The sequence below is a fragment of the Shewanella electrodiphila genome, assembly GCF_023283985.1.
GTDB classification, from domain to species: Bacteria; Pseudomonadota; Gammaproteobacteria; order Enterobacterales; family Shewanellaceae; genus Shewanella; species Shewanella electrodiphila.
Window position 1 is genome coordinate 29,811 of the sequence record NZ_JAKIKU010000018.1, and the last position, 23,760, is coordinate 53,570.

The 23,760-nt window shown below is 42.1% G+C and carries 22 protein-coding genes; 10 read left to right on the forward strand and 12 right to left on the reverse strand.

Annotated features, from left to right (window positions below; genetic code table 11):
* Positions 1–175 precede the first annotated feature (175 nt).
* Together L2737_RS20865 and zntR are read right to left on the reverse strand one after the other, a co-directional pair.
* Positions 176–1,543, reverse strand: coding sequence for an SO_0444 family Cu/Zn efflux transporter (locus tag L2737_RS20865; protein WP_248956989.1), 1,368 nt, complete (start codon positions 1,541–1,543; stop codon positions 176–178).
* An 8-nt stretch (positions 1,544–1,551) separates the two neighbouring features.
* The gene (gene zntR, locus L2737_RS20870; RefSeq protein WP_248957007.1) at positions 1,552–2,007 is read right to left on the reverse strand and encodes a Zn(2+)-responsive transcriptional regulator; all 456 of its coding nucleotides are present in this window, start codon (positions 2,005–2,007) and stop codon (positions 1,552–1,554) included.
* Positions 2,008–2,335: 328 nt separating this feature from the next.
* On the opposite strand from zntR, the gene purH reads away from it, so the two are divergent.
* Positions 2,336–3,925 carry a bifunctional phosphoribosylaminoimidazolecarboxamide formyltransferase/IMP cyclohydrolase gene (gene purH / locus L2737_RS20875; protein ID WP_102526411.1) on the forward strand — a complete coding sequence of 530 codons (1,590 nt, stop codon included), beginning with the start codon at positions 2,336–2,338 and terminating at the stop codon, positions 3,923–3,925.
* 269 nt (positions 3,926–4,194) lie between these two features.
* Positions 4,195–5,496, forward strand: coding sequence for a phosphoribosylamine--glycine ligase (gene purD / locus L2737_RS20880; protein ID WP_248956990.1), 1,302 nt, complete (start codon positions 4,195–4,197; stop codon positions 5,494–5,496).
* Between the two features lie 70 nt (positions 5,497–5,566).
* On the opposite strand, the gene L2737_RS20885 is transcribed toward purD, so the two are convergent.
* The 3 genes from L2737_RS20885 to L2737_RS20895 all read right to left on the reverse strand — a co-directional run bounded on the left by L2737_RS20885 (position 5,567) and on the right by L2737_RS20895 (position 8,321).
* Positions 5,567–6,334 (reverse strand): Abi-alpha family protein, encoded by a 768-nt coding sequence (locus L2737_RS20885; protein ID WP_248956991.1) that lies wholly within the window; start codon positions 6,332–6,334, stop codon positions 5,567–5,569.
* A gap of 824 nt (positions 6,335–7,158) precedes the next feature.
* Entirely contained in the window at positions 7,159–7,710 is a 552-nt protein-coding gene (locus L2737_RS20890; RefSeq protein ID WP_248956992.1) for a GNAT family N-acetyltransferase, read from the reverse strand.
* Positions 7,711–7,871: 161 nt separating this feature from the next.
* Complete coding sequence (locus L2737_RS20895) at positions 7,872–8,321, reverse strand: hypothetical protein (protein WP_248956993.1); 450 nt, start codon at positions 8,319–8,321, stop codon at positions 7,872–7,874.
* Between the two features lie 458 nt (positions 8,322–8,779).
* Between L2737_RS20895 and nhaC the strand changes: the two genes are divergently transcribed.
* Positions 8,780–10,258, forward strand: a complete 1,479-nt coding sequence (gene nhaC / locus L2737_RS20900) for a Na+/H+ antiporter NhaC (protein WP_248956994.1) — start codon at positions 8,780–8,782, stop codon at positions 10,256–10,258.
* On the opposite strand, the gene L2737_RS20905 is transcribed toward nhaC, so the two are convergent.
* Both L2737_RS20905 and L2737_RS20910 read right to left on the reverse strand, forming a co-directional pair.
* Positions 10,255–11,607, reverse strand: a complete 1,353-nt coding sequence (locus tag L2737_RS20905) for an NAD(P)/FAD-dependent oxidoreductase (RefSeq protein ID WP_248956995.1) — start codon at positions 11,605–11,607, stop codon at positions 10,255–10,257. The genes nhaC and L2737_RS20905 overlap by 4 nt on opposite strands.
* A 59-nt stretch (positions 11,608–11,666) precedes the next feature.
* Entirely contained in the window at positions 11,667–12,245 is a 579-nt protein-coding gene (locus L2737_RS20910) for a GNAT family N-acetyltransferase (RefSeq protein WP_248956996.1), read from the reverse strand.
* A 223-nt stretch (positions 12,246–12,468) separates the two neighbouring features.
* On the opposite strand from L2737_RS20910, the gene L2737_RS20915 reads away from it, so the two are divergent.
* The 4 genes from L2737_RS20915 (at position 12,469) to L2737_RS20930 (ending at position 16,330) form a co-directional block, all read left to right on the forward strand.
* A complete protein-coding gene (locus L2737_RS20915) occupies positions 12,469–13,176 on the forward strand; it encodes a spondin domain-containing protein (protein WP_248957008.1) in 708 nt (235 codons plus the stop codon).
* Positions 13,177–13,187: 11 nt separating this feature from the next.
* The gene (locus L2737_RS20920; RefSeq protein WP_248956997.1) at positions 13,188–13,940 is read left to right on the forward strand and encodes a spondin domain-containing protein; all 753 of its coding nucleotides are present in this window, start codon (positions 13,188–13,190) and stop codon (positions 13,938–13,940) included.
* Between the two features lie 118 nt (positions 13,941–14,058).
* Positions 14,059–14,793, forward strand: a complete 735-nt coding sequence (locus tag L2737_RS20925) for a response regulator transcription factor (protein ID WP_248956998.1) — start codon at positions 14,059–14,061, stop codon at positions 14,791–14,793.
* Positions 14,794–14,875: 82 nt separating this feature from the next.
* On the forward strand, positions 14,876–16,330 hold the full coding sequence (locus L2737_RS20930; RefSeq protein ID WP_248956999.1) for a sensor histidine kinase: 1,455 nt from the start codon (positions 14,876–14,878) through the stop codon (positions 16,328–16,330).
* A gap of 165 nt (positions 16,331–16,495) precedes the next feature.
* Here the strand turns inward: L2737_RS20930 and L2737_RS20935 are convergent, their stop codons facing one another.
* Together L2737_RS20935 and hemE are read right to left on the reverse strand one after the other, a co-directional pair.
* Positions 16,496–16,714 (reverse strand): hypothetical protein, encoded by a 219-nt coding sequence (locus L2737_RS20935; RefSeq protein ID WP_102526397.1) that lies wholly within the window; start codon positions 16,712–16,714, stop codon positions 16,496–16,498.
* A 628-nt stretch (positions 16,715–17,342) separates the two neighbouring features.
* A complete protein-coding gene (gene hemE / locus L2737_RS20940) occupies positions 17,343–18,407 on the reverse strand; it encodes a uroporphyrinogen decarboxylase (protein WP_102526396.1) in 1,065 nt (354 codons plus the stop codon).
* Positions 18,408–18,875: 468 nt separating this feature from the next.
* Here hemE and rsd point away from each other — a divergent pair, with 468 nt between their 5' ends.
* Complete coding sequence (rsd, locus tag L2737_RS20945) at positions 18,876–19,352, forward strand: sigma D regulator (protein ID WP_102526395.1); 477 nt, start codon at positions 18,876–18,878, stop codon at positions 19,350–19,352.
* 108 nt (positions 19,353–19,460) lie between these two features.
* Here the strand turns inward: rsd and L2737_RS20950 are convergent, their stop codons facing one another.
* The 3 genes from L2737_RS20950 to L2737_RS20960 form a co-directional block, all read right to left on the reverse strand.
* Complete coding sequence (locus tag L2737_RS20950; RefSeq protein WP_102526394.1) at positions 19,461–20,504, reverse strand: MJ1255/VC2487 family glycosyltransferase; 1,044 nt, start codon at positions 20,502–20,504, stop codon at positions 19,461–19,463.
* A 105-nt stretch (positions 20,505–20,609) separates the two neighbouring features.
* Positions 20,610–21,134 carry a phosphatase PAP2 family protein gene (locus L2737_RS20955; protein ID WP_229371562.1) on the reverse strand — a complete coding sequence of 175 codons (525 nt, stop codon included), beginning with the start codon at positions 21,132–21,134 and terminating at the stop codon, positions 20,610–20,612.
* Positions 21,135–21,411: 277 nt separating this feature from the next.
* Entirely contained in the window at positions 21,412–21,669 is a 258-nt protein-coding gene (locus L2737_RS20960) for a YgjV family protein (protein WP_102526446.1), read from the reverse strand.
* A 382-nt stretch (positions 21,670–22,051) separates the two neighbouring features.
* Between L2737_RS20960 and rraA the strand changes: the two genes are divergently transcribed.
* Together rraA and L2737_RS20970 are read left to right on the forward strand one after the other, a co-directional pair.
* On the forward strand, positions 22,052–22,537 hold the full coding sequence (gene rraA, locus L2737_RS20965; RefSeq protein ID WP_102526393.1) for a ribonuclease E activity regulator RraA: 486 nt from the start codon (positions 22,052–22,054) through the stop codon (positions 22,535–22,537).
* Between the two features lie 148 nt (positions 22,538–22,685).
* On the forward strand, positions 22,686–23,723 hold the full coding sequence (locus L2737_RS20970) for a formimidoylglutamase (RefSeq protein WP_248957000.1): 1,038 nt from the start codon (positions 22,686–22,688) through the stop codon (positions 23,721–23,723).
* The last annotated feature ends 37 nt before the right edge of the window (positions 23,724–23,760 follow it).

The following is a 23,760-nucleotide window of genomic DNA, read 5'->3' on the forward strand; positions in this document are numbered from 1 at the left end:
ATATTAACAAGTATGACCTGAATGCTAACTTGAGGGTTATAAATCAATAAACTAGGTGACAAAATGTATCATTAACTAAAAGATTTAACCCATGGCTTTTAAACACAAAAAAGACCCTTTCGGGCCTTTATTCATGAGTATATTTAGAAAATATAAAGTTCAACCTATACAAGCATTAAGAACAACAGTCCCTTCTCATACTCTTTTTAGGTAGCTTATCGTAAATCACTTTTGCCATTAATAGTGCCAACACAATACCTGAGCCTATGGTGACATATGAAGGAAGCAGTTCATGCTCGTGACCAATTTGCGGCATCACCACAAAACCAAACTCTGCCACAAGATAGTTAACCAATACACCAAACGCTAATGCGACACCCAGTACGCCGCCTAGATAGCCAAACAAGGCGCGCTTACCTAACTCTTTAGTGACAACGCCTAAAGTCGCGATATTAGTAGCAGGACCTGCCATCATGAACACCAATACCGCACCAGGTGAAACACCAGCCAATAACAAACCAGCCGCAATCGGCGTGGATGCTGTAGCGCAGATGTACATAGGCACAGAAATCAATACCATCACTAACATAGCCAATATGCCATCACCCCACTTGGCAAGAAAATCACCAGGCACAAACGTCTGTACTAATGCAGCAAAGAATAACCCCACCAACAACCATAACGTGGTATCTCTGACTAAATCAGTGGCGGCATAAACCAACCCTGATTTCACTCTTGATAATATTGACTCACTTTTAAGCTCTGTCGCCATGTCTTTAGTGGATTCACAGCAGCTTTCAGACGATTCAGCTGCGAGATCCGGCTTACTTGAACAACAACTGGTTTCCTCTGTCATAAGGTTAGCTTTATCCGCTTTGCTTGCACAACAGCTAGCTTTCTCTGACTTAACCTCAGCTTTATCCACTTTACTAGAACAACAGCTGGTTTTTTCAGGCTGTACCGCCTTACTTGAGCAACAGCTTTTAGTCTCAGTTGTACTAGCCATCATAGGCGCTGTATCAGGTGTAAATTTAGGCGCTGCGCTGGCTTTAGTTTTACTGCAGCAAGAAGAAGTCACTTCACCTTTATCGCCAAGCTCGCGGGCTAATTTTTCACCCTTATCTAACTTAGTTTCAACGATTTCAGGCTTATCATCTCGTCCGACTAATAGCCCAGCCACAACAGCACTGGTGATAGCAGCAATAGGGCGAATGATGGCCATAAATGGCCCTAATAAAACATAAGACACCGTTACTGAATCGACACCCGTTTCAGGCGTCGACACTAAAAATGATGTCGTTGCAGCTTTTGAAGCACCCGAGCGACGAAGTCCCACTGCCGCCGGGATAACCCCGCATGAACACAGCGGCAAAGGTGCACCAATAACTGCAGCCTTAACAACAGTTTTTAAACCGTGGCCACCCAGTTGTTTTTGCATCCACGCCATCGGTACAAACACTTTTAACAAGCCAGCCAACACTAGGCCTAATAACAGCCACGGCGCTGACTCTAAAAATAACTCAATAAAATTACTTAATAACATAATATGTCCTACCCCTGCTTTTCTGCATGAAGGTGATGTTCAACTTTTGGGCTTAACTCTTTATCGGTTGATTCTAGCGCCTCTAAAATAGAGCAGTGCTCAGCACTATCAGGTCCGCCGCAACACGCCTGTGATAATTTATTTAATGAACTGGCAAAAAATTCAAGCTCTGCGATCTTCGCCTGTACTTGTTCTAACTTGGTATCCACCAAGCCTTTCACATCGGCGCAGGCCCAATTAGCTTTGTCCAACTCAATCGATAACAGCTCTGCAATATCATTTAAACTAAAGCCGACCGCTTTCGCACGAATAATAAAACGTAATTTTTGCGCATCATCTTGGCTATATAGTCGATATCCCGCCTCTGAACGAGTTGAAGATGTCAATAAACCGTGCTTTTCATAAAATCGCAGCGTATCTGTTTTAACATCAAATAAAGTCGCGAGTTCGCCAATTCGATACATATATTTACCTGCCCAGTGAAAACTTAAATTCAAACCTTTACCAGCTTAATAAGCCAATTATAAACCTTGGAGTTAAATCCAAGGTCAAGGGTTTTATAGAACAAAGTTCACCCCCTTACTTTGTTCTTATTTCAATATTGTGAAATCGCGCATAAATTTCCCGAAATAACACTGATTACGTTAAAATACGCGCGTTTCATTACGGCCCACCTAAAAACAATAAGATGAAGGGCGTAGGAACTTTGGCAAAACAGATTTCACGCAACTGTGTTCGAGTAATTCTGTTTTGCCAAACTTCCTTAAAATAAATAGTGGACACTGTACCTACATGAATACTGTCAGACCTATTCGTCGCGCGCTGTTAAGCGTATCTGATAAAACTGGAATGCTTGAGTTTGCTAAAGCATTACATGAGCAAGGCGTAGAATTACTTTCTACTGGTGGCACCGCTAAATTACTTGCTGATAATAATATTCCAGTGACCGAAGTCTCTGACTACACGGGTCATCCTGAGATCATGGATGGTCGTGTTAAAACTCTGCATCCAAAAGTACACGGTGGCATTCTAGCCCGTCGTGGTATTGATGAAATCGTGATGGAACAAAACGCCATCAAACCAATCGATTTAGTTGCCGTTAACCTATACCCATTTGCTTCTACTGTAGCAAAAGAAGGTTGTACCCTTGCCGATGCTGTTGAAAACATCGATATCGGTGGCCCAACAATGGTGCGTTCTACCGCTAAAAACCATAAAGACACCACGATTGTTGTTAATGCTAGCGACTACGGCCGCGTCATTGCAGAAATGCAAGCAAACGAAGGTAGCACCACACTTGAAACCCGTTTTGATCTAGCGATTGCAGCGTTCGAGCACACTGCAGCTTATGACGGCATGATTGCTAACTACTTTGGCACTATGGTTCCTGCCCACAGTAAAGATGAGTGTCACGAAGATTCAAGTTTCCCACGTACATTCAACACTCAGCTAATCAAAAAACAAGATTTACGCTACGGTGAAAACAGCCATCAAAAAGCGGCTTTCTATGTTGATAGCAACATTGATGAAGCCTCAGTTGCAAGTGCAACACAATTGCAAGGTAAAGCGCTGTCATACAACAACATCGCCGATACTGATTCAGCACTAGAATGTGTTAAAGAATTTGACGGCCCAGCTTGTGTCATCGTAAAACATGCTAACCCTTGTGGTGTGGCATTAGGCAACACGATTCTTGAAGCTTACGATCGCGCATTCAAAACTGACCCAACGTCAGCATTTGGTGGCATCATCGCCTTTAACCAAGAGTTAGATGCTGATACCGCAAAAGCCATTGTTGACCGTCAATTTGTTGAAGTGATTATTGCGCCAACAGTAAGCCAAGCAGCACGTGATATCGTGGCAGCAAAAGCTAACGTACGTTTATTAGAGTGCGGCCAGTGGAATACTAAAACCACGACTCAAGACTTCAAACGTGTTAACGGCGGCTTATTAGTTCAAGACCGCGACCAAGGCATGGTTGATGTGGCTGACGTTAAAGTGGTATCAAAAATACAACCAACAGCCGAGCAGCTAACTGACTTAATGTTCTGCTGGAAAGTGGCTAAATTCGTTAAATCTAACGCGATTGTTTACGCAAAAGATGGCATGACTATCGGTGTCGGCGCTGGCCAAATGAGCCGTGTTTACTCAGCTAAAGTGGCTGGCATTAAAGCGGCTGACGAAGGTTTAGTGGTTGAAGGTTCAGTGATGGCATCAGATGCCTTCTTCCCATTCCGTGACGGTATCGATGCAGCAGCGGCTGCAGGTATTAGCTGTATCATCCAACCTGGTGGCTCAATCCGTGATGAAGAAATTATCGCAGCGGCAGACGAGCACGGCATTGCCATGGTATTTACTGGCATGCGTCACTTCCGTCACTAAATACGATTTAACATCGCTTGTTAATGCTAATAAGCGATGTACTAAGTTCAGCTTTAAGCATATTAGAGCAAGCCATTGTTTCAAGCTCAATGAAGACACGCGGAGTTTATAACTATAAATGAAGCAGAAATTGAGACCATGGAATTTTTAAGCATATTAGAGCAAGCCATTGTTTCAAGCTCAATGAAAACACGCGGAGCTTATAAGCATAAGTGAGCATGTTTGAAGCAGAAATTGAGACTATGGCGCAGCTATAAGAGGATTAAAAGATGCAAGTATTAGTTATTGGCGGCGGCGGACGCGAACATGCGTTAGCTTGGAAAGCAGCACAATCACCAGAAGTTGACACTGTATTTGTCGCACCAGGCAATGCGGGCACGTCTTTAGAGCCAAAACTAGAAAACGTCGACATTAACGTTGAAGCGATTTCAGAGTTAGTTAAGTTTGCTCAAGACAACAAAATTGAATTGACGATTGTTGGTCCAGAAGTGCCATTAGCACTGGGCGTAGTCGATGCTTTTAACGAAGCAAAATTACCGATTTTCGGCCCTACCCAAGGCGCTGCGCAGCTTGAGTCTTCAAAAGCCTTCACCAAAGACTTTTTAGCGCGTCATAACATCCCAACTGCTGACTACTCAAACTTCACTGAAATTGACGCTGCAAAAGCGTACTCAGCAGAGTTAACAGCTAAAACAGGTTTCCCTGTTGTGATTAAAGCTGACGGCTTAGCAGCAGGCAAAGGCGTGATTATCGCTGCTGACCAAGCTGAAGCTGATGCGGCAATCGAAGACATGCTAGCTGGCAACAAGTTCGGTGAAGCCGGTTCTCGCGTCGTTATCGAAGAATTTTTAAAAGGTGAAGAAGCCAGTTTTATCGTGATGGTAGACGGCAAAAACATCTTAGCAATGGCCACCAGCCAAGACCATAAAGCCCGTGATAACGGCGATTATGGCCCTAACACTGGCGGCATGGGTGCATACTCACCAGCCCCTGTTGTCACCCAAGCCGTTCACGATTGGACGATTGCAAATGTTATCCGCCCAACGGTTGATGGCATGGCAGCAGAAGGCAATGTATACACAGGCTTCTTATATGCAGGGTTAATGATTTCTCCAGATGGCAGCGCAAAAGTACTTGAGTACAACTGCCGCTTTGGCGACCCAGAAACACAACCAATCATGATGCGTCTACAATCAGACCTAGTTGAGCTTTGTCTAGCAGCCACCCGTGGTGAGTTAGATACTGTGACTGCAGAATTTGATTCACGCGCAGCAGTCGGTGTTGTACTTGCAGCAGGCGGTTACCCAGATGCATACCGCAAAGCTGACGTGATTGACGGCTTATCTTTAGGTGATAACAACGCCAAAGTATTCCACGCTGGCACAGCAATGAAAGATGGTCACGTCGTCACTGCAGGCGGCCGCGTATTATGTGCGACTGCGTTAGGTGATACAGTTACAGAAGCACAAGCAAGCGCATACAAGTTAGTCGATGCCATCCACTGGGATGATGTCTACTTCCGCACTGATATTGCATACCGTGCAATTGCACGTGAGCAAGGGAAAGACTAATTATTTAGTTTGTACTTGTAGTTGAAGCGATAAAAATAAAATCCCTGTGATAGAAATATCATAGGGATTTTCAACCTAATCCATACTCATCCTTACGTAGCTTTGTCCTTTCTTCTTTAGATACAATTGGGGCTCCGAAAAACTCACATGGATTCCCATTAAAGCCTTTTCCTTTCACATACATGTGTAAAGACAAAGGCATGGGGGTGACATCCGCAATTAGACTATCAGATGAAAACCCTGTTTTTATTAGCTCTAAGCTACGCAAGTGATCTAATTCACGATCGATTTGTTGAAGATCCATTGTGTTCATCACTAGAGTTAACTCTTCAACTTCCATTTTGAATGTTTGAGCTGCAATCCATCCCTCTTCAGTTTGAAAGACTTTTGATTGCTCACAAATATGGTTCAATAGCTTAACTTGACTCGTTGTTAGCTGCGTTAAAAGATTAATCAATATTAAGTTACTTTCACCTCCTCCCTCTTTTGTGCATGAACTAGCAAGAATGCCAGCCCATAAACCCTGCATAACCTTTTCTTCCGCCCATGATCCATTTTCGATAGTCGAATGAATAATTCTTGGGTGAGCACTTAACTCTTTATAACCACCTTGAAGCTCTAATAATTTTTCAGCTTTATTCGCTATTGTTATCGCATTTCTAGCTCTCCAACTACTAACTTTGTCTTTAAGCAGAAGTCCAAACTCTTCAGCTGCAGGTAAGCATATACACCCTAAGAAAGCCGAAGCACCATTAACAGTCCCTTCTGTTACTGTATTGATTGAGTCTGCGATTGGTTTTACGCCTAAAATATCTATACTTTTATTCTCTTCCGTCATTAGGCTTATTCTTCCTTCTAAATTACATTTATATAAATACCAATCTACCTTAACTGAAAATGATGTTTGTTGACCTAACTCAAAACTTCAATCTAACCAATTGCCTGCCGCAGGCTTATGTGCAGATACAACTGCGAGGCGCTGCAAGTACATCCATGTAAGCTCTGCCAAAACATCCATGTTTTGGAAGCTCGCTGCTGCATCTACACTGGGATTATTACTTCTTCGATTTAACTTCTTTTGGGTATTCTAAAAAGCTCGAGCATACAATTTGAAGACACCATATGAATTGAGGCCATCAAAAAAATTACGTGAGCCCAGACATGGATGTCTGGCTAGCTTTCGAGGGGAAGGGACGCCCCATCGAAAGCGTTAGTCATTTTCGAAGATGGTCGAAGTAGAATCAAAAAGAAGCTAAAAGCTGGAGCCATCCTTGTAGAAATCTTTCGCTTTTCAGAAAATTTCGTAAAGGCGGCAGGGTGATCCTAGAGGGTATTGCTGTTGATACCCTTTTGGTCTGGAGTGGGCGAGGCGCCACGACCTTGATTTTGCTTTGAACTACAAAAAACAAAACGAAATGCGCCATCGGAAGCGTTAGTAATTTTTGAAGATGAACGAAGCAGAATCAAAACGAGGCCAAAAGATAAACAATACTCCGTTGGAAATTTTGCTTTTTAAATTTCGCCGGAGCGCTGAGGGATTATCAAGGGGGACAAGCGCTTTCCCCCTTGATTTTGGTGTGGGCGAAGCGCCACGATCTTGATGTAGATTTAGATGTAGATTTATAAAATAAAAATCACTTCGGCATTTCTGCCGAAACCCAATTACCAGTATGACTGCTCATTCAGTGCATCCACACAAAAACTATCCCCTTCAATCGGCTCAATCTCGGTGCCAACTAATGACTGTGCTAACCATCCTTCAGGGTAAGTCAGTATAAGAGGCGCTTTGATGCAGTCTTCGCTGACAGGGTTAAAGCCAACCTTAACGTAGTAGTTAGGGTCACCGTAAGTAAACACTAACTCAACCCCATTGTCTTTCAGCTGTTTTAAGCCAAAGTTAATTAGCTTTTGGCCAATCCCTTTTGCTTGAAAAGCGGTGCTCACCGCAACAGGAGATAAAATAAACGCATTGGCTTTATTCGCTAATGTTAAACGACTAAAGAAGATAGCCCCTACAATCTTGTTTTCTATGGTTGCAACAAAGCCCAACAAGTCTGTCTCAGGTGTTGTCACAATCAATTCAGAAACTAAGTGACCAATCACCTTGCCTTCAACCTCGCCCTCAGCATCCCCAAACGATTGAGTAAATAACTCAATAACATCGTCTGTTGCGTTAGTAGTGAAAGCCGATAACTTTATAGTGTCATCTGTCATATTTTGCAATTAAGCCTCTGAAACGGAATTTATTGATGTCATATAACATTATTATCGACGGTTATTTCACTACAAGCCAGTTTGCTAAAATCAAATTGCGACCCTAAAACAAAAAAGCCGAGCATGGGCTCGGCAAAGGGGTGATTCAAATGAAAAATGGGTTAATCACGGTTAACGGTATCTTCGTACTCAGTAATTTTGGCACCGAACTGATAGCCACCATTATTACGGTTGTATTCGCGAAATAAGCTTACTGAGAAATAGGTCGGTGCATCAGTATCAATCACACCTGAAACCACCTGTGCCAATGTTTCTACGTCATGCTCTGCAGAAAAATAGAAATGCTTGGTTTTCTGCAACGATAACTGCTTAGCTTGCTCTTTTGTGATAAGGATTTCACTAAATTGGGTCGCTACAATTCTCGTAAACTCAGTATGGTACGCATCACCTTCTTCTAGCAACAGCATCGATGTTTCAGCCACCACCATTTCACTCATAGCTTGCTCTAATTGAGCTTGTTCAGATGCTTCATTGGCATTTGCCGTCGCTGAAACACCCAATGCGCTAAATGATAGCGACATAAGCACTGCGCCAATTTGTTTTTTATTCATGTAATACCTATATATCGTGGCGGTTTATTGAGGTGCGTCAGCCTCTCAATAAAGGAAAATCTCAATAACCGCAGTCTACCCTTTACTAATCTAAGCAATTAATCGCTTTTGAAGGACTCAACCCTCATATAGCTTGTTTAAGGTCAAAAGTTAACGGCTTAATGCCGTCGAACAAGCAGTTCAAATCACATCGACTTTTTTCGGTAATATTTTGAATGGGTATTTATGCACGCTAAATAACTATTATGAATAGCTATGCTTATTAAATGTCTGAATTGTTAAAACTAGCTAAATCCAATCCAATTAACGGCTATAACAACGACCCACAAACATCGACTTGAGCTACTGCTTTATGGCAGGATGTCGCACCGTCACAATTTAATAACAATAGTAACCAAGGCTAAAAATAACTTATACCTAGCACGACCTATAATAAAAATAACATTAGGGATAGCTTTATGTCTGACTCTCAAATCAAGCAGCCGAGTTTGCTTGATGCACTCTTACCCGTCTTTGCATTAATCACTATGCTTGGCGCTGCGGTATACCTTTTTTCATCTGACAGCTCTTCAGGTGCTAACCAAATAGCGCTGATCCTTGCTGCGTGTATTGCCATCGTGATTGGTTATAAAAATGGTTACAGCTGGAACCAAATGGAGCGCGGAATAGTCAACAGTATTGGTATCGCCACAGGCGCATTACTGATTCTATTTACTGTGGGATCGCTCATTGGAACTTGGATTCTTTCAGGAACTGTACCGACAATGATTTATTACGGTATGCAAATCCTCAACCCCAAATATTTCTACGCTGCAAGTTGTATCTTGTGCGCGATAGTCGCTATCAGTATCGGCAGTTCATGGACGGTGGCCGGTACAATAGGTATTGCACTGGTGGGCATTGCCTCGGCAATGGGCTTAGATATTAATATCACCGCTGGCGCTATTATTAGTGGTGCTTATTTTGGCGATAAAATGTCGCCATTATCTGATACCACCAACCTTGCGCCCGCTGTTGCAGGTTCTAATATTTTTAGTCATATCAAGCATATGACTTGGACAACCGTGCCAAGCATCATTATTGCGCTCATTGTGTTTACGATTATTGGCTTGTCTGCTGATGTGTCGAGTTTTGACTCGCAACTAGGCACAACGTTAGCTCTGCTTGAGCAAACCTACGACCCCGGCCTGCATTTACTGTTACCCCTGTTAGTCGTGCTGTTTTTAGCAAACAAGAAAATGCCCGCTTTCCCTACCGTCATTTTAGGTACCATTGCAGGGGCAATTTGCGCAGCCCTTTTCCAATTCGACAACATCATAGCGTATGTTAATGAGCCCGATTTATTGCCATTTGTGGCGATCATTAAAGGCATTTGGATTGCAATGTTCGATGGTTACGTGGCAACCACGGGTGATGAGGTACTGGATAACTTACTCAGCCGTGGTGGTATGAGCAGCATGGTCACTACCGTTTGGTTAATTCTCTGTGCCATGGCGTTTGGTGGAGTAATGGAAGTAACAGGCTTACTTTCAAGGTTACTAGAAAGCATTCTTAGCTTAGTCACAGGCACCAGTAGCTTAATCATCACTACATTAGGGGTTTGTATCGGTGCTAACGTGATTACTGCCGACCAGTATATTGCCATTGTACTGCCTGGAAGAATGCTGAAACTTGAATATCAAAAACGTCAACTTGCTGCTGTGAACCTCAGCCGCGCCCTTGAAGACTCGGCCACTGTTACCAGCCCATTAATTCCTTGGAATACTTGTGGCGCATTTATGGCAAGCACTTTAGGTGTAGCGACTATCGCTTACTTGCCCTATGCGATATTTAACTTGGTCTGCCCATTTATCAGTGCATCGTATGCTTACTTCAATATTAAAATTGAGCCGTTAGAAGAAACCGAATTAACGATAACTAATCCAAGTGAAGGTTAACCGAATTTATCTTTTAACCAACCATAATGATAGTAACCCCACTGCCCTATTCGCCTTGCTTTGGTAAAGGGCATCGCAGGCAGTGGCGCGTTATAAAGCGGTAAATCAGGTAAAGATTCACCAGCAATACTTTGAGCTAGCCTAAAGGCAGCTTGAGCACTAAAAGATACTCCTGCGCCACAATAACCAAGGCTATAACCAACACCATTTTTACTGTACACATGGGGCATGTCATCCATTGATGCAGCAATCCAACCTGTCCAGTTATAGGCAATTTTTTTGCGGCTTAAATACGGGAAACATTTATCCATAGCTAGCTTTAAGCGCTGACCATAAATAGGTTCAGCCGCATCTTTGCCCCACACCGCGCCTCTTCCGCCGAATAACAGTCGGTTATCAGGTAGCAGCCTAAAGTAATACTTTAATATTCTGGTATCCATGGTGACTTGGTTAGTATGCAAACCCGCTTGGGCTAGCTCATCATCGCTCAATGGCTCGGTGACAATAATATTACTTAAAATCGGTAAAAACTTGTCATCCACTCGCTGATTAAACTGTTTTGGTGAATAGGCATTTCCCGCCATTATCACTTTGTTTGCCAACAGTTCACCATGCTCGGTAAGCAGTCGATGTTTACCGTTTTCTTCAATCCAATCGACAACACAAGACTGCTCATTAATGCTAATACCTTGCTGCTGAACCAATGATTTATAACCCAGTAACAATTTCAGCGGATTTACACCAAAGCCATCATTAAGCCTTAATGCACCATAAGCTTGATGATGATTGAGATATTGATTTTTAAACTTATCAGCACTGATAAATTGCGCCGTAAAATCACTGTCTTGCGCCATGTTTTGCTGAATAAAATCAGCGGCGGCTTTAAGGCTGTTAAGCGCTTTGGGATTATGCGCCACTTTAAGATAACCATGTTCTTGGGGTTCACAGGCTATCTGGTGTTGATTTATCAGCCCTTCTACTCGGCTTACCGCTTGACTGAACTCCTGATAAATACCTTGTGCTGTAGCAAGATCCCACCGCTTTGCCATAGCTGAGTAGCCTAAGCGACCTGAACCTTTAAGCACAAACCCCGCATTTCGTGCACTGGCACCAAACCCTACCTGATTAGCTTCAAGTACACGGCAATCAATATTAAATTCGGTTGCTAAGTAATACGCTGTTAGTAATCCAGTGTAGCCACCGCCGATAATCGCCACATCTGTTTGTTGACTACTCTTAAGTGAAGGTAGTAGCGCAGGCAAGCTTTGGGTCGATGCCCAATAACTATCTGCAAAAGGTTGTGATGCTGGCGTGCTGTTGATTAAAGGATCGTAATAACTTGAAGGCATACAAGGTACTCATTTATCGCTGTGCTGAAATACATTAAAAGTGATGTTTTGAAGCGAACTTAGCCAAATTCAATCACCATTTCACAAGCGGTGCAGTGACAGTCATCACCACATATCACGCACAGGTAATCGCTGTTGTCATGTCGCTGATTCCAGCGACTCGGGTGCAACTTAATCAATTCACCTCCAGCATGTGTAAAGTAGCCTACTGCCGAGTTATTGGGGCTTTGCTGCCACAAATGACTCACGCCAGCTTTAGCCCCTTGCTGCTTTACTGCTGCAATTGAAGCCTGCAATAGCCGAGAACCAATGCCTTTCCCTCGCTGACCTTCTGCCACTGTATTGCATTTGAAGTAACACATATCTTCAACGGAAACTGGCCATTTATCTGGGGTGCACCATTGATCAATGGGCCACTTTCCCGCCGAATAAGTTAATCGAAAACCGACGATAGTTGATTGACTGTCAATCTGTGAAGTTTCATCACTTATCGCGATAAAATGCGCATTAATATTATTTTTTATACCCATTTGATAAATTTTTTCAAGGGAGTCGAGATTTAAATAGCCTTCACCATGCACGAGATTACCTAGCTCTATAACCTGTTGAAAATACTCAGGAGTTAAGTTTCTTATCATTATTATATTGACTCCAATTGTCATCATTATATCGCCAAGACTACACAATAAATTCGGCAAAATAAACGATGTTAATCTTTTGTGATAATTTGGCGATAACACAGTGAGATCCCTTTGCCAGAATCGTTAGCAATTAAACAAAAGGAGCTCTGTTATGAAATCATCAGTCTTAAAGGCATCAGAAGTACAACCGTCAATTTCAGTATCAACATCATCTGCATCAATGAAAACTAAAGCGACTCTACTTTCACTTGCCCTAGTGGCTACAGGTCTATTCAGTGTTTCAGCCACTGCTGCAGAATTAGAAATTAGCGTGGTTAACTTAACCCATGGTAATCACTTCACCCCAATCTTAATTGCAGCTCATGATGCTGACAGTCACTTATTTGAAGTCGGCACCGAAGCAACACCAGCATTGCAAAAAATGGCCGAAGGTGGCGATGTTGGTGATTTAGACGCTGCTGTGATGGGCGCAGGTGGTTTTACCGCAGTTAACCCTGCGATGGGATTACTAGCACCAGGGGCTAATGTCAGCGAAGTGATGCTTGATTCCATGGAAATGACGCACCTTTCAATTGTTGCCATGGTGCTACCAACCAATGATGCCTTTATCGGTTTAGATGGTTGGAAAATCCCTACTGAAGCAGGTAGTTATACAGTTTACTTAAATGCCTATGACGCAGGCACTGAAGCCAATGATGAAATGGTTAATGGCGGCGGTATGGCAGGCGTTCCAGGTATTCCTGCAGCACCTGGTGGTGACGGAGGTATGAATGGTACTGGTGTTATGGATGGTTCTACTAATGCTAATGTTCACACTCATCCAGGTGTGCTTGGTGATACTGATGCAGCCGGTGGCGCAAGTGATTTAGATAGCCGCATTCATCGCTGGTTAAACCCTGTTGCGAAAGTAGTTGTTACTGTCAAATAAGGGGACTCGCGATGAGATATTTAACAAATAGTAAAACTAAACATACCCATAAATATAGCTTAACGGCAGTAGCATTAATTGCGGTGTTAGGACTAAGCGGTTGTTCTGATGATGACGATGAATCACCTACACCAGAACCTGTTACTCCGCCTGAACCGACTGTTGTAATGCAGACTTATACGGTTACCGTGACCAATTTAACGGCTAACCAACCTATGTCACCGATTGCCATTGCCTCACACAATAGTGATGTGATGTTGTGGCAAGCAGGTGAAGCAGCCAATGTTGCACTGGAAAAAATTGCTGAAGGCGGCGATGCCGCAGATGTTGCAGCAATTGAAGGCGTAACGTCTACGGTCAGTGGCGCAGGTATTTTAATGCCGGGTATGTCAGAAACTATCACTGTGACACTTGATGAAGCAGACATTGCCAATCTCACTGTCGCCACAATGTTAGTCAACACCAATGATGCGTTTACTGGCCTAAATAGTTATGACATTAGTATGTTGGCTGTTGATGAGTCAGTGTCGATGCGCGGTATGGTTTACGATGCAGGCACCGAAGCGAACTCAGAAGCACAAGGCACGATGCCTGGACCTGCTGATGGTGGCGAAGGATATAACTCAGAACGTGATGATGTAGATTTTGTTCATATTCATCCTGGTGTGATCACCATGTACGACGGATTGATGGACAGTGTATTAACGCCTTCACATCGTTTTGATAATCCGGCAATCTCCATTTCGATTAGTCGAACGGAATAGTGAAAACATCCATGATTAAGCTTAAACAAGTTTGTTAACAAATAAAAAACAAACAGGTTGAAATTTAATCTTCCCATCTCAGGTCTGGTTATTAGGGATCTGATTTGGGAAATTTTGGATGAACGATAACACTAAGCATAACGGCCACCAGATAAAGCAACATATTTTACTGGTTGAAGACGAACAAGATTTAGCCAAGCTGATTATGTTGAATCTCACGGCATTAAACTACGAAGTGTTTCATGCCACGACCTTAAGCCAAGCCATGCAAATCATCGACACTAAATCACTCGATCTGATTTTAATGGATCGTATGCTCCCTGATGGTGATGGCATTATGCTTTGCCAGCAACTCAGAGAAGCTGGAAAATCATTGCCTGTGATGATGTTAACTGCCAAAGATTCAGAAGCCGATATTGTTTTAGGTTTAGAAGCTGGCGCAGACGATTATCTCGTCAAACCCTTTAGCGTATTAGAGCTTCGAGCAAGGGTTAAAGCCATGCTCAGGCGCAGTAAAGTACAACAAATACAAACTGAGCAATTGGAGTTTAATGGGGTCACCATTAACTCAACAACCCGCGAAGTAGTGTCTAACAATAGTACGTTAGAGCTCACAGCGAGAGAGTTCGATTTATTACTGTTTCTTGCCCAGCATCCCCTGCAAGTGTTTAGCAGAATGCAATTATTAGAAGCAGTATGGGGTTATAACTATGACGGCTATGAGCACACTGTTAATAGCCATATAAATCGCTTGCGCACTAAGCTTTCTCGAAGCCCTGGCCACCCGGAATTAGTCAAAACAGTATGGGGAGTCGGTTACAAATTTTCACCACCCGAAGCAGGAGCGCATTAGCCCTGTTAAATTAAACGCACTTCAAATTAACTCAGTACTCTGACTTCATTCACCCTAGTCGAACCAAGGTAGGTCCCGCATCATGAATCGATTATTTAACCGGCTGTTCCTATCTGCGACTGTGGTGGTATTACTGTTATTTGTCGCACTGTGGCAGTGGTTGCAACTGAATCACGAATTTAGTCGTAATCAAATTCAGCAATCATTACATCTGCAACTTGCCGAACATATGGCGCATATCAACCCGTTACTTTCACAAGGTATTACCTCAGATGCCGCGCTAAAGGAAGCATTTCATGACTTTATGCTGTTAGGGCCAAGCTTTGAAATTTATACCCTTGATCCCGAAGGCCGTGTCATCGCTTATGATGCCAAAGAAGAAAAAATCAAAAAAGATCGCGTCAACCTAAGCCAAATTCAGCAGTTTATTGCAGGTGGTGACTTACCGATTTTAGGCACAGATCCACGCTCAACTGAAACCCAGAAAATATTCTCCGTCAGTCCACTAGTGACAGAAAACGGCCTTCATAGTGGATACTTATACGTAATCATTGGCGGCGAGGATTATGACAGTTGGCAGGCGTTAATTAATTCAGAAAACCAGCCTAAACTTTGGGGCGCAACAATCGGTTTTTGGGTGATTTTCGCGTTGATTCTATTTGTGCTGTTATTAGGCTTTTTTACCCGCCCAATTCAAAAGTTAGCCAGCGATTTAACGCGTCTTAAAGACGCTCCCCTAGAAGAAAATTTGGCTTTGCCGAATCGCTATAACGGCAGCTTAGAAATCAAAAAACTCAGTGAGCACATTAATCACTTGCTGCAAGAGTTAAACCAGCAACATCAACAAGTGAAACGACAACAACAGGCCAAACATGACTTTTTACTTCACTTATCCCATGACTTAAAGACACCATTAACTTCGTTGATTGGTTATATTGACACTTGGTTACTGTCACCACCTGAAGAGCGTCAAGCAGAATACATTGAATATGCTGCCAATTCTGGGCAAAACTTACAGCAATTATTATCGCAGTTACTTGAGCTTGCCGCCCTTGAAAATGGCCAAATCAGTGCTCAAATAGCTAAAATTAATTTGCGTGAAGTCTTACTCGATTTAAATCAAACTTTTGCCCCTAGGGCAAAAAAACTAGGGATTACATTAGATTTTAATGTCACGGATCAACTGCAGGTTTATACCGATCCTCAGCTGATGAGGCGGATTTTAAATAATCTCGTCGACAACGCACTGCGATACACACCAAAAGGCGGCACGATAACGGTTTACAGTGAAACACATCATGATCAAACGTGGTTAGCGGTTGAGGATACTGGCGCAGGCATGCACAAGCATGAAGTAGAGGCTTTGAAACAGTTATCTATGCAGCAGCTTAACTTTGAGCCAAATCAAGCGCTGCCACAGCTCGGAGTTGGCTTAGCCATTGTCAGGCAGTTATTAGGCTTATTAAAGTGCAGAATTGATATAAAAAGTACCCCAGGAAAGGGAAGTCACTTTATGATTGAGCTAGCAACCCATTAACCCTTTCGTTGCTACTGCAATATTTTAAGAAAAAACAAAGGTTAAAAAACAAGAAAGCCACCTTAAAATGGTGGCTTTATATATTATCTATCGACAGCGTCGCTAAATAATCATTCTGAGAGCATTCCCGTTTACGAGCATCACTCTCAATGAATCAGGCTGTGACTAGCCATTTTCAATTGAAAGGTACAAAGCTTTAATTTTGTGGAAGAAAAGACTCACAAAACCAGCAGCTAAACAGCCCCACATTAGCAATACTGCAGCAACAGTTACGAATTGCCCCATGTAGTAACCAGCATTAGCAACATAGATGTAATGGGTACCAGGTAGCAGTGCAGCAAAAATAGCAAAGAATACTAACGCAACAATAATTTGAACTTTCATATTTATCTCTCTTTTGGCAAAGGCTACTAGATGTGGCTTCCATCCCACCATAAAACAAAGCTAGTCAGCTTATTAATATTATTCTCACAATGAGCATAAAATATCAAATTAGTTCCATGAAGAGTTTTGCAAAGATCACAAAATAGAATATTCCATTCTCACTTTGTGATAAAGCGCACCTAAATAGTTAAAACAATGATTTGTATAGTCTAGGCGTGTTGATCTTTCAAGGTTGTTTTTGCAGCGAGTTGTTGTTCATTTAGACAAGACAGAGGCTTTGTGGTGTAGTTATTCTACATAAAAAGCCGATAACGCAGTAAAAATGAACAACAAACGCTGCCCGAAGGGTTCGGCTAAAAACGGATTCTGCATTGTTGAGCGAATTTTTTGCGAATAAAGAGTGCTTAGGTTACTAGGCGGCAATTCACTCGCCGCGCTTAATCCATTTTTTATCTCGAACAAAACTCAACCAGCAAAGTTCAACAAGCCCTAACAGTCCTTTGTTAATTTTCTGTTTATTCTTGCCATAAAAAAAGACGAGCCATGCTCGTCTTTTATTTAATACCCAAATTATGCACCATCAATTATTTGCGGCGCTTTATTTCTGGTATTTTTATTTATGGTACTTTTATTTATGGTACTTAGGCGATAATTGATTAACTGAGTTAATGAATGCGCCAGCATGCTCTGGATTAACATGTTGATGAATACCATGACCCAAGTTAAATACATGGCCAGTACCTTCACCGTAAGATGACAAGATTTGGTCAACTTCTTGATGAATACGCTCAGGAGATGCGTAAAGTACAGATGGGTCCATGTTGCCTTGAAGTGCAACTTTATGTCCAACACGACGACGTGCATCACCGATGTCAACAGTCCAGTCTAAACCTAGAGCATCACAACCTGTTTCAGCCATAGATTCTAACCACAGTCCGCCACCTTTAGTAAATAAGGTAACTGGTACTTGGCGACCGTCTGCATGGCGAGTTAAGCCATCAACGATTTTTTGCATGTAACGTAGTGAGAATTCACGGTAAGCGTGGTGAGATAACGCACCGCCCCATGAATCAAAGATCATTAACGATTGCGCGCCATTAGCTACTTGTGCGTTTAGGTATAAGATAACTGAGTCAGCTAACTTGTCTAAAAGCATGTGTAATGTTGCTGGCTCTTCGTAAGCCATTTTCTTGATCTTTTCGAAAGTCTTGCTTGAACCACCTTCGACCATGTAAGTCGCTAGTGTCCAAGGTGAACCAGAGAAACCGATTAAAGGTACTTCACCTTTTAGTTCACGACGAATAGTGCTAACAGCACGCATTACGTAACCTAATTCATCTTCTGGATCTGGAATGCAAAGCTTTTTGATTGAATCGATGGTGTCAGTAGGACGTTCGAAACGTGGGCCTTCGCCTGTTTCAAAGTAAAGACCTAAGCCCATTGCATCTGGAACGGTAAGAATATCTGAGAATAGAATTGCAGCATCTAAGTCGTAACGACGAAGTGGTTGTAACGTCACTTCACATGCTAAATCTTGGTTCTTACAAAGAGACATAAAGTCACCCGCTTCTGCGCGAGTCGCTTTATATTCAGGTAGATAACGTCCAGCTTGACGCATCATCCACACAGGTGTTTTGTCAACAGGCTGTTTTAATAAGGCGCGTAAATAACGATCATTCTTTAATTCTGCCATTGGGCTTAATTCCTAAACATATAGTGATATCCGCTGGCGCGTAGTTTAGCACTTATGCGATTAATGTAACCAGCGATGCTAAATTAATGTGAACTAACACCCTAACTAGTATCGAAATTGCTAATGTAATCGTTAGCATGCTCACAATAATACCCATATTTAGGTATCAGGTAGCCTAATTGGATAAAAAAGTTGCACCTCTTGTTCGCCTTTGGTATAAAAAGTCTGCGCTAGCAAGAACAATCAAGAAGCACGATAAATCGAGCCCTTAAAAAATCTATTTGCCCAGTGGTAGCTTGCTATCACTGGGCATTTTTCTTTTTATGCTATTTCCCCGTGATACAAATCACTATCAAATAAGACCTTATCTGGTCGATCCATTAGATCTTTTACAGAAAACAGTTGATCAATAGTCACTTTCTCTCATACATTAAGTGATATGGATTAGTTGCAACACTGGAATTCGTTATGCTGACAAAACTAGAAAAAGCCGAACAAAAATGGGGCGGCTCTAACAAGCTTGTCGATCAATGGCTACATCATCGCAGAACGTTGCTGATCCAATATTTCAAAATTGCCGGCCTTGCGCCATATACCATGCCCGCTAAAAGCCTGCCTAAAGCTGATGCTGTTAAGCAATTCTGTGCACAATTGGTGGATTATGTCTCAGAAGGCCACTTCGAGGTCTATGATCAGGTGGTAACTGAATGCGAGAAATTTGGCGAAAGCAGTAAAGAAAGAGCGCAAACATTATTACCACAAATCAGTGAAACCACTGATGCAGCCCTCGACTTTAATGATAAATACACTGAAGCCGATAATGATGATGTATTAATGGACCTAGATGCAGACCTCTCTAAATTAGCTCAAGCAATGGAAACCCGCTTTGCCTTCGAAGATGAACTACTTGAGCAACTTCACGAGCACCATTCAAAAGCAAGTTAACTCGCTTAACACTTATCCATTTAAGCCTTATTCACACATTAAAAAGCTCTCTTTGATTTTCATCAAAAGAGAGCTTCTCTAGCACGTATAACGATCCACTTACCTAGCTTATTTACGCCAATTATCTGGTAACTCTACCTGTGACCAAAGATCATTACACAACACTTGATGCTGATGCCAATCACCTTGCTTAAGCCACTTAACCAGTGCATCACCCACTTGTGGATATTTAATCGGCTTAGGTGAAGCTGACTTAAGCCAGCGATTTAAAATACCTGCATCTAATTTATCCATGCTTTGCGCTGCAGCTAATAACTCTAATGCTGCCACATTAGAGGACTGTTCAAACTGCCCCTGCAATGGCTTAACCAGCAACTTCTTGCCAAGGGTCATCGCTTCACTCGCCAATTCAAAGCCTGCATTACCAATCACCCCACCACACTGAGACATATGCTGCTTAAATCCTTCACGATTAAAACCAAACCAATTTATGTGTTCGGGTAATCCCTGTAACGGTTTATCTGCGTGATAAACAAAGAATTGATACTCTGAGAATGGGCTTAAGAATTTGGCAATAGTGTCGGCATTTTCAAACGGAAGATACACCAATATTTGATGACTATGATCGCCAGAGTTAGGTTCTACTTCGACAAATGGCGGTAATATTGGAAACCCAAAATGGTGCCAATGACAACCAAGCTTAATATCTGTTGGCGCAAAGTTATTTAATAGTACCCGATCAAACCAGCTCATCCCCTGCTTTGGCACAGGATACTGCAGCGCAGCTTGATGACTAATACTGATGGAGGTAACCCCTTGTTTTTTAGCCGCCCATGCCGTAACAGGCTCAAAATCATTCAAGACTAAATCGTAATCAGACAAATCCATTTGCTGAACTTCAGATAAAATAGATGACGATAAATTACGTTTCACCGTTTTGGTCAAATTAACTCGACCTGACTCAGTAATAAACGACATCCCCTCTCTTACTTGATAGTCACCAAAGCACTCCATATCAAAATATTGATCTTTATTACGACCGCTAAATAAAAAGTCGACTTCGACATCTGTTTTACTCAATGATTTCGCCATGACACGCGCACGACTAATATGGCCATTTCCAGTCCCTTGAACACCATATAATATTTTCATAAAGTTCCTTGTGCTAACTCAAGCAATATTGCATCACACTTAGGGTGACGGTGAGTTGTTAATTAGACATCTTGTTATTTAAAGCAATATAAATACGCTAACGGATTAAATAAATTGTTCAGCCAAGGTAACTGCGCCGATACCCAGCCCCATACCAGCCAAAATATCTAACGGGTAATGCACACCTAATGCGATTCGAGATAAACCAATAAATCCAGCCCAAGCAAACGCGATTGGTGCCAATATAGGAAACGTTGTCATGACAACCGACGCCATAATAAAAGCTGCTGCAGTATGTCCTGATGGTAAACTGAATTTATCTGAAGGTTGAAAGTCAGACTCGAAACCTGCAAATGCAGCGCAAGGACGAGTGCGACGAATAGAATTTTTTAATAACAAATAAAGTGGCAGTTCAATCACGTAACTTACAAGCATCAAATTAAAAAAATGACTGCCTTGTGGGTGAAGAAACAATAAGCCTACCGCCATGTAAACGTAGCAATGACCATCACCTGTTGCTGACACTTTTTTAGCAAAATCAGTGATTTTATGATCACGACAAAAAGTCAAAATATGACAAAACAACTGCTTGTCTAAGTTGGCGATGCTTAACGTCACGTCCTTTGCCATAATTGTGCCCTTATTGATTAATTGTTATTCAACCATTGTAAGGACTGTAAATATTTCGAATGACGGAGACATGACAATCTATCGAAAGTTTTATGACAAAGTGTTAATTAGACTGTCTCGAGAAAGAATTAATTGAGAGTACTTAGGGAGGATTTATCCAACGAGACTTAAGTTAAGGTGATTAAGTTAAGGTGATTAAAGTTACTTAAGGCAATAAAAGTTACTTAAGGCAATAAAAGTAAGGTGCCTTGGGAAGACACCTCATTCGACAAAAAATTTAAGCTGATGCTTCTGCAAGATTGTCGGATTTACTGGTGCGATAGATTTTGATCAAATGAAAAATATTGATCCCAGCCACGAACGCGTTCATACCAGCCACTGGCCATGCTTCAATTTGTACACCGTAAATAACGAATAATGTACAACCAACAAAATTTAACCAGCGAAGCCAAATAATGTCTTTCATCATTAACGAAATCGCCACCATAACAGATGCGCCATAACCAATGATTTCAACAACGTCTAACCCTTCCATAAGAACCTCTAAGTAAGGCTCTCTGCCATCCATAAGCGTTACGGGGGGTCCGTGCCCCTAAAGCAAATAAAACAAACTGCATTTAATTAAGTGCTGATATTAACAAAAATTCATACAAGGTTGTAATAAAAATCCGTAATATGATGACTAAGATCAATATTTGTTTCACCCCAAGGCCATTATGTAAGTTACTTTCTTACAGACTAAGCTAAACTGGATCATTATGGCTGCTTATAACATCAGGTTATAAATCAACTTGTTGCTTTATCGCATTCTGGTGATGAATATCGCTGTTAATTTCAAAAAAAGCTCATATAATTCATTTAAGATTGCTTAACTACTGGCGAATTTATTCAAATCGCTAACCCCAAGGAGTGTCACTATGGAATACAACACCTCAGAACTGTGTGATATGTATTTAGATGTTGTTGATGTCGTCGAACCTATGTTCAGTAACTATGGCGGTACTAGCTCTTTTGGTGGTTCTATTAGCACCATTAAGTGCTTTGAAGATAACGGCCTGATTGCTGATGCTCTTCAGGCTGATGGCGAAGGCAAAGTATTATTAGTTGATGGTGGTGGCTCTATGCGCCGCGCATTGGTCGATGCTTCTATCGCAGAAATTGCAGTTGCTAATAAGTGGGAAGGCATTATTGTTTATGGCTCTGTAAGAGACGTAGACACATTAGAAGAAATGGACATTGGTATTCAAGCACTTGCTTCAATTCCAATTGGCGCCGACAGTAATGGTGTTGGTGAGGTCGAAATACCAGTCAATTTTGGCGGTGTGACTTTCCTACCTTTCGATCATATTTATGCTGATAACACTGGGGTGATTTTATCGCCTGAAGCTTTAGATATTGAATAATCGATTCAATATTGCATAATCTATTCAATAATGCATAAATAAACTAAAGCCAGCTATGCTGGCTTTTTTATTGCCTGTAAAATAAACGCTAATGAATAAATTAGATATCACTGCTCACATAACAATAATAACGAGATAAGTAGGCCCTATGCTGCAAATTATGACTCAAGCCTGGTTAGATACATATCTATCAACGCGCGATGGCGAAACCAAGCTAGGCCAGCAGGTGCAATTGCTCAGTCAGGTGAATACTCAACCTAGCGAGCTAAAACATGCCCTTGTACAAGCAAAAAATCAAGGCGTACAGTTTGTGATCTTGGGTATTAGTGAAGATGCAGGCCCCAGAGCCAACTTAGGCCGTGGCGGTTCAACCACTGCATTTAATGCCGCGATGAGCCAGCTACTGAATCTACAATCAAACCGCTACCTCAACGGCAGTGAATGTCTTATTTTAGGTAATATTGAACCTAAGCAACTCGATACTCACGCCAGTACAGAACAACTAAGACAGGCTACAGCTGAACTTGACCAACAAGTCATTGAAGTAATCAGTCACATTCTCGCAGCAGAGCTTGAGCCTATTGTGATTGGTGGCGGCCACAATAATGCTTATGGATTATTAATGGCGCTGAAGTCTCATTTCAATCAAGCTGCCGCAGCCGTAAACCTAGACCCCCATAGTGATTTCAGACCTCGAGAAGGACGGCATAGTGGCAATGGCTTTAGTTACGCCGCAGCCAATGGCGCCTTAGCTTATTACCACGTTCTAGGACTACATGAGCTTAAAAACAGCGAAACCACTCTAGAGCAGCTAAGTTTATTTGGCGGCGAGTGGCATAGCTTTCAGCAAATATGGGTCAGGCGAGAAATGAGTTTGGAAGAGGCTCTAAAGGCAATTGCCAACAACTTAAACCAAACCCAGCTTCCTGTTGCGCTCGAACTGGATGTCGATGCTATTGCAAAAATGCCCAGCAGTGCATCAACGTTTGCTGGCGTGCCATTGTTAGATGCATGTCATTACATCCACTATATAGCCAAACACTGTCAAACGGCATATCTGCACATTGCAGAAGCCGCGCCCCAATGTCATGAGGCTGGTGAAATCGCAGGCAATAGAGATGTTGGTCAAAGTGTTAGCGAATTAATATATGCCTATATTCAAGCGAAGAAACCTGTCCAATATTAGGCGTGTTGGTCTTAGCTAGTTGAACGTTGTTCAAGAT

What these genes read in the sequence shown, in the direction of transcription:
- L2737_RS20865 (WP_248956989.1), bottom strand. Translation starts at nt 1,543, where the DNA reads ATGTTATTAAGTAATTTTATTGAGTTATTTTTAGAGTCAGCGCCGTGG.
- zntR (WP_248957007.1), bottom strand. Translation starts at nt 2,007, where the DNA reads ATGTATCGAATTGGCGAACTCGCGACTTTATTTGATGTTAAAACAGAT.
- purH (WP_102526411.1), top strand. Translation starts at nt 2,336, where the DNA reads ATGAATACTGTCAGACCTATTCGTCGCGCGCTGTTAAGCGTATCTGAT.
- purD (WP_248956990.1), top strand. Translation starts at nt 4,195, where the DNA reads ATGCAAGTATTAGTTATTGGCGGCGGCGGACGCGAACATGCGTTAGCT.
- L2737_RS20885 (WP_248956991.1), bottom strand. Translation starts at nt 6,334, where the DNA reads ATGACGGAAGAGAATAAAAGTATAGATATTTTAGGCGTAAAACCAATC.
- L2737_RS20890 (WP_248956992.1), bottom strand. Translation starts at nt 7,710, where the DNA reads ATGACAGATGACACTATAAAGTTATCGGCTTTCACTACTAACGCAACA.
- L2737_RS20895 (WP_248956993.1), bottom strand. Translation starts at nt 8,321, where the DNA reads ATGAATAAAAAACAAATTGGCGCAGTGCTTATGTCGCTATCATTTAGC.
- nhaC (WP_248956994.1), top strand. Translation starts at nt 8,780, where the DNA reads ATGTCTGACTCTCAAATCAAGCAGCCGAGTTTGCTTGATGCACTCTTA.
- L2737_RS20905 (WP_248956995.1), bottom strand. Translation starts at nt 11,607, where the DNA reads ATGCCTTCAAGTTATTACGATCCTTTAATCAACAGCACGCCAGCATCA.
- L2737_RS20910 (WP_248956996.1), bottom strand. Translation starts at nt 12,245, where the DNA reads ATGATAAGAAACTTAACTCCTGAGTATTTTCAACAGGTTATAGAGCTA.
- L2737_RS20915 (WP_248957008.1), top strand. Translation starts at nt 12,469, where the DNA reads ATGAAAACTAAAGCGACTCTACTTTCACTTGCCCTAGTGGCTACAGGT.
- L2737_RS20920 (WP_248956997.1), top strand. Translation starts at nt 13,188, where the DNA reads ATGAGATATTTAACAAATAGTAAAACTAAACATACCCATAAATATAGC.
- L2737_RS20925 (WP_248956998.1), top strand. Translation starts at nt 14,059, where the DNA reads ATGAACGATAACACTAAGCATAACGGCCACCAGATAAAGCAACATATT.
- L2737_RS20930 (WP_248956999.1), top strand. Translation starts at nt 14,876, where the DNA reads ATGAATCGATTATTTAACCGGCTGTTCCTATCTGCGACTGTGGTGGTA.
- L2737_RS20935 (WP_102526397.1), bottom strand. Translation starts at nt 16,714, where the DNA reads ATGAAAGTTCAAATTATTGTTGCGTTAGTATTCTTTGCTATTTTTGCT.
- hemE (WP_102526396.1), bottom strand. Translation starts at nt 18,407, where the DNA reads ATGGCAGAATTAAAGAATGATCGTTATTTACGCGCCTTATTAAAACAG.
- rsd (WP_102526395.1), top strand. Translation starts at nt 18,876, where the DNA reads ATGCTGACAAAACTAGAAAAAGCCGAACAAAAATGGGGCGGCTCTAAC.
- L2737_RS20950 (WP_102526394.1), bottom strand. Translation starts at nt 20,504, where the DNA reads ATGAAAATATTATATGGTGTTCAAGGGACTGGAAATGGCCATATTAGT.
- L2737_RS20955 (WP_229371562.1), bottom strand. Translation starts at nt 21,134, where the DNA reads ATGGCAAAGGACGTGACGTTAAGCATCGCCAACTTAGACAAGCAGTTG.
- L2737_RS20960 (WP_102526446.1), bottom strand. Translation starts at nt 21,669, where the DNA reads ATGGAAGGGTTAGACGTTGTTGAAATCATTGGTTATGGCGCATCTGTT.
- rraA (WP_102526393.1), top strand. Translation starts at nt 22,052, where the DNA reads ATGGAATACAACACCTCAGAACTGTGTGATATGTATTTAGATGTTGTT.
- L2737_RS20970 (WP_248957000.1), top strand. Translation starts at nt 22,686, where the DNA reads ATGCTGCAAATTATGACTCAAGCCTGGTTAGATACATATCTATCAACG.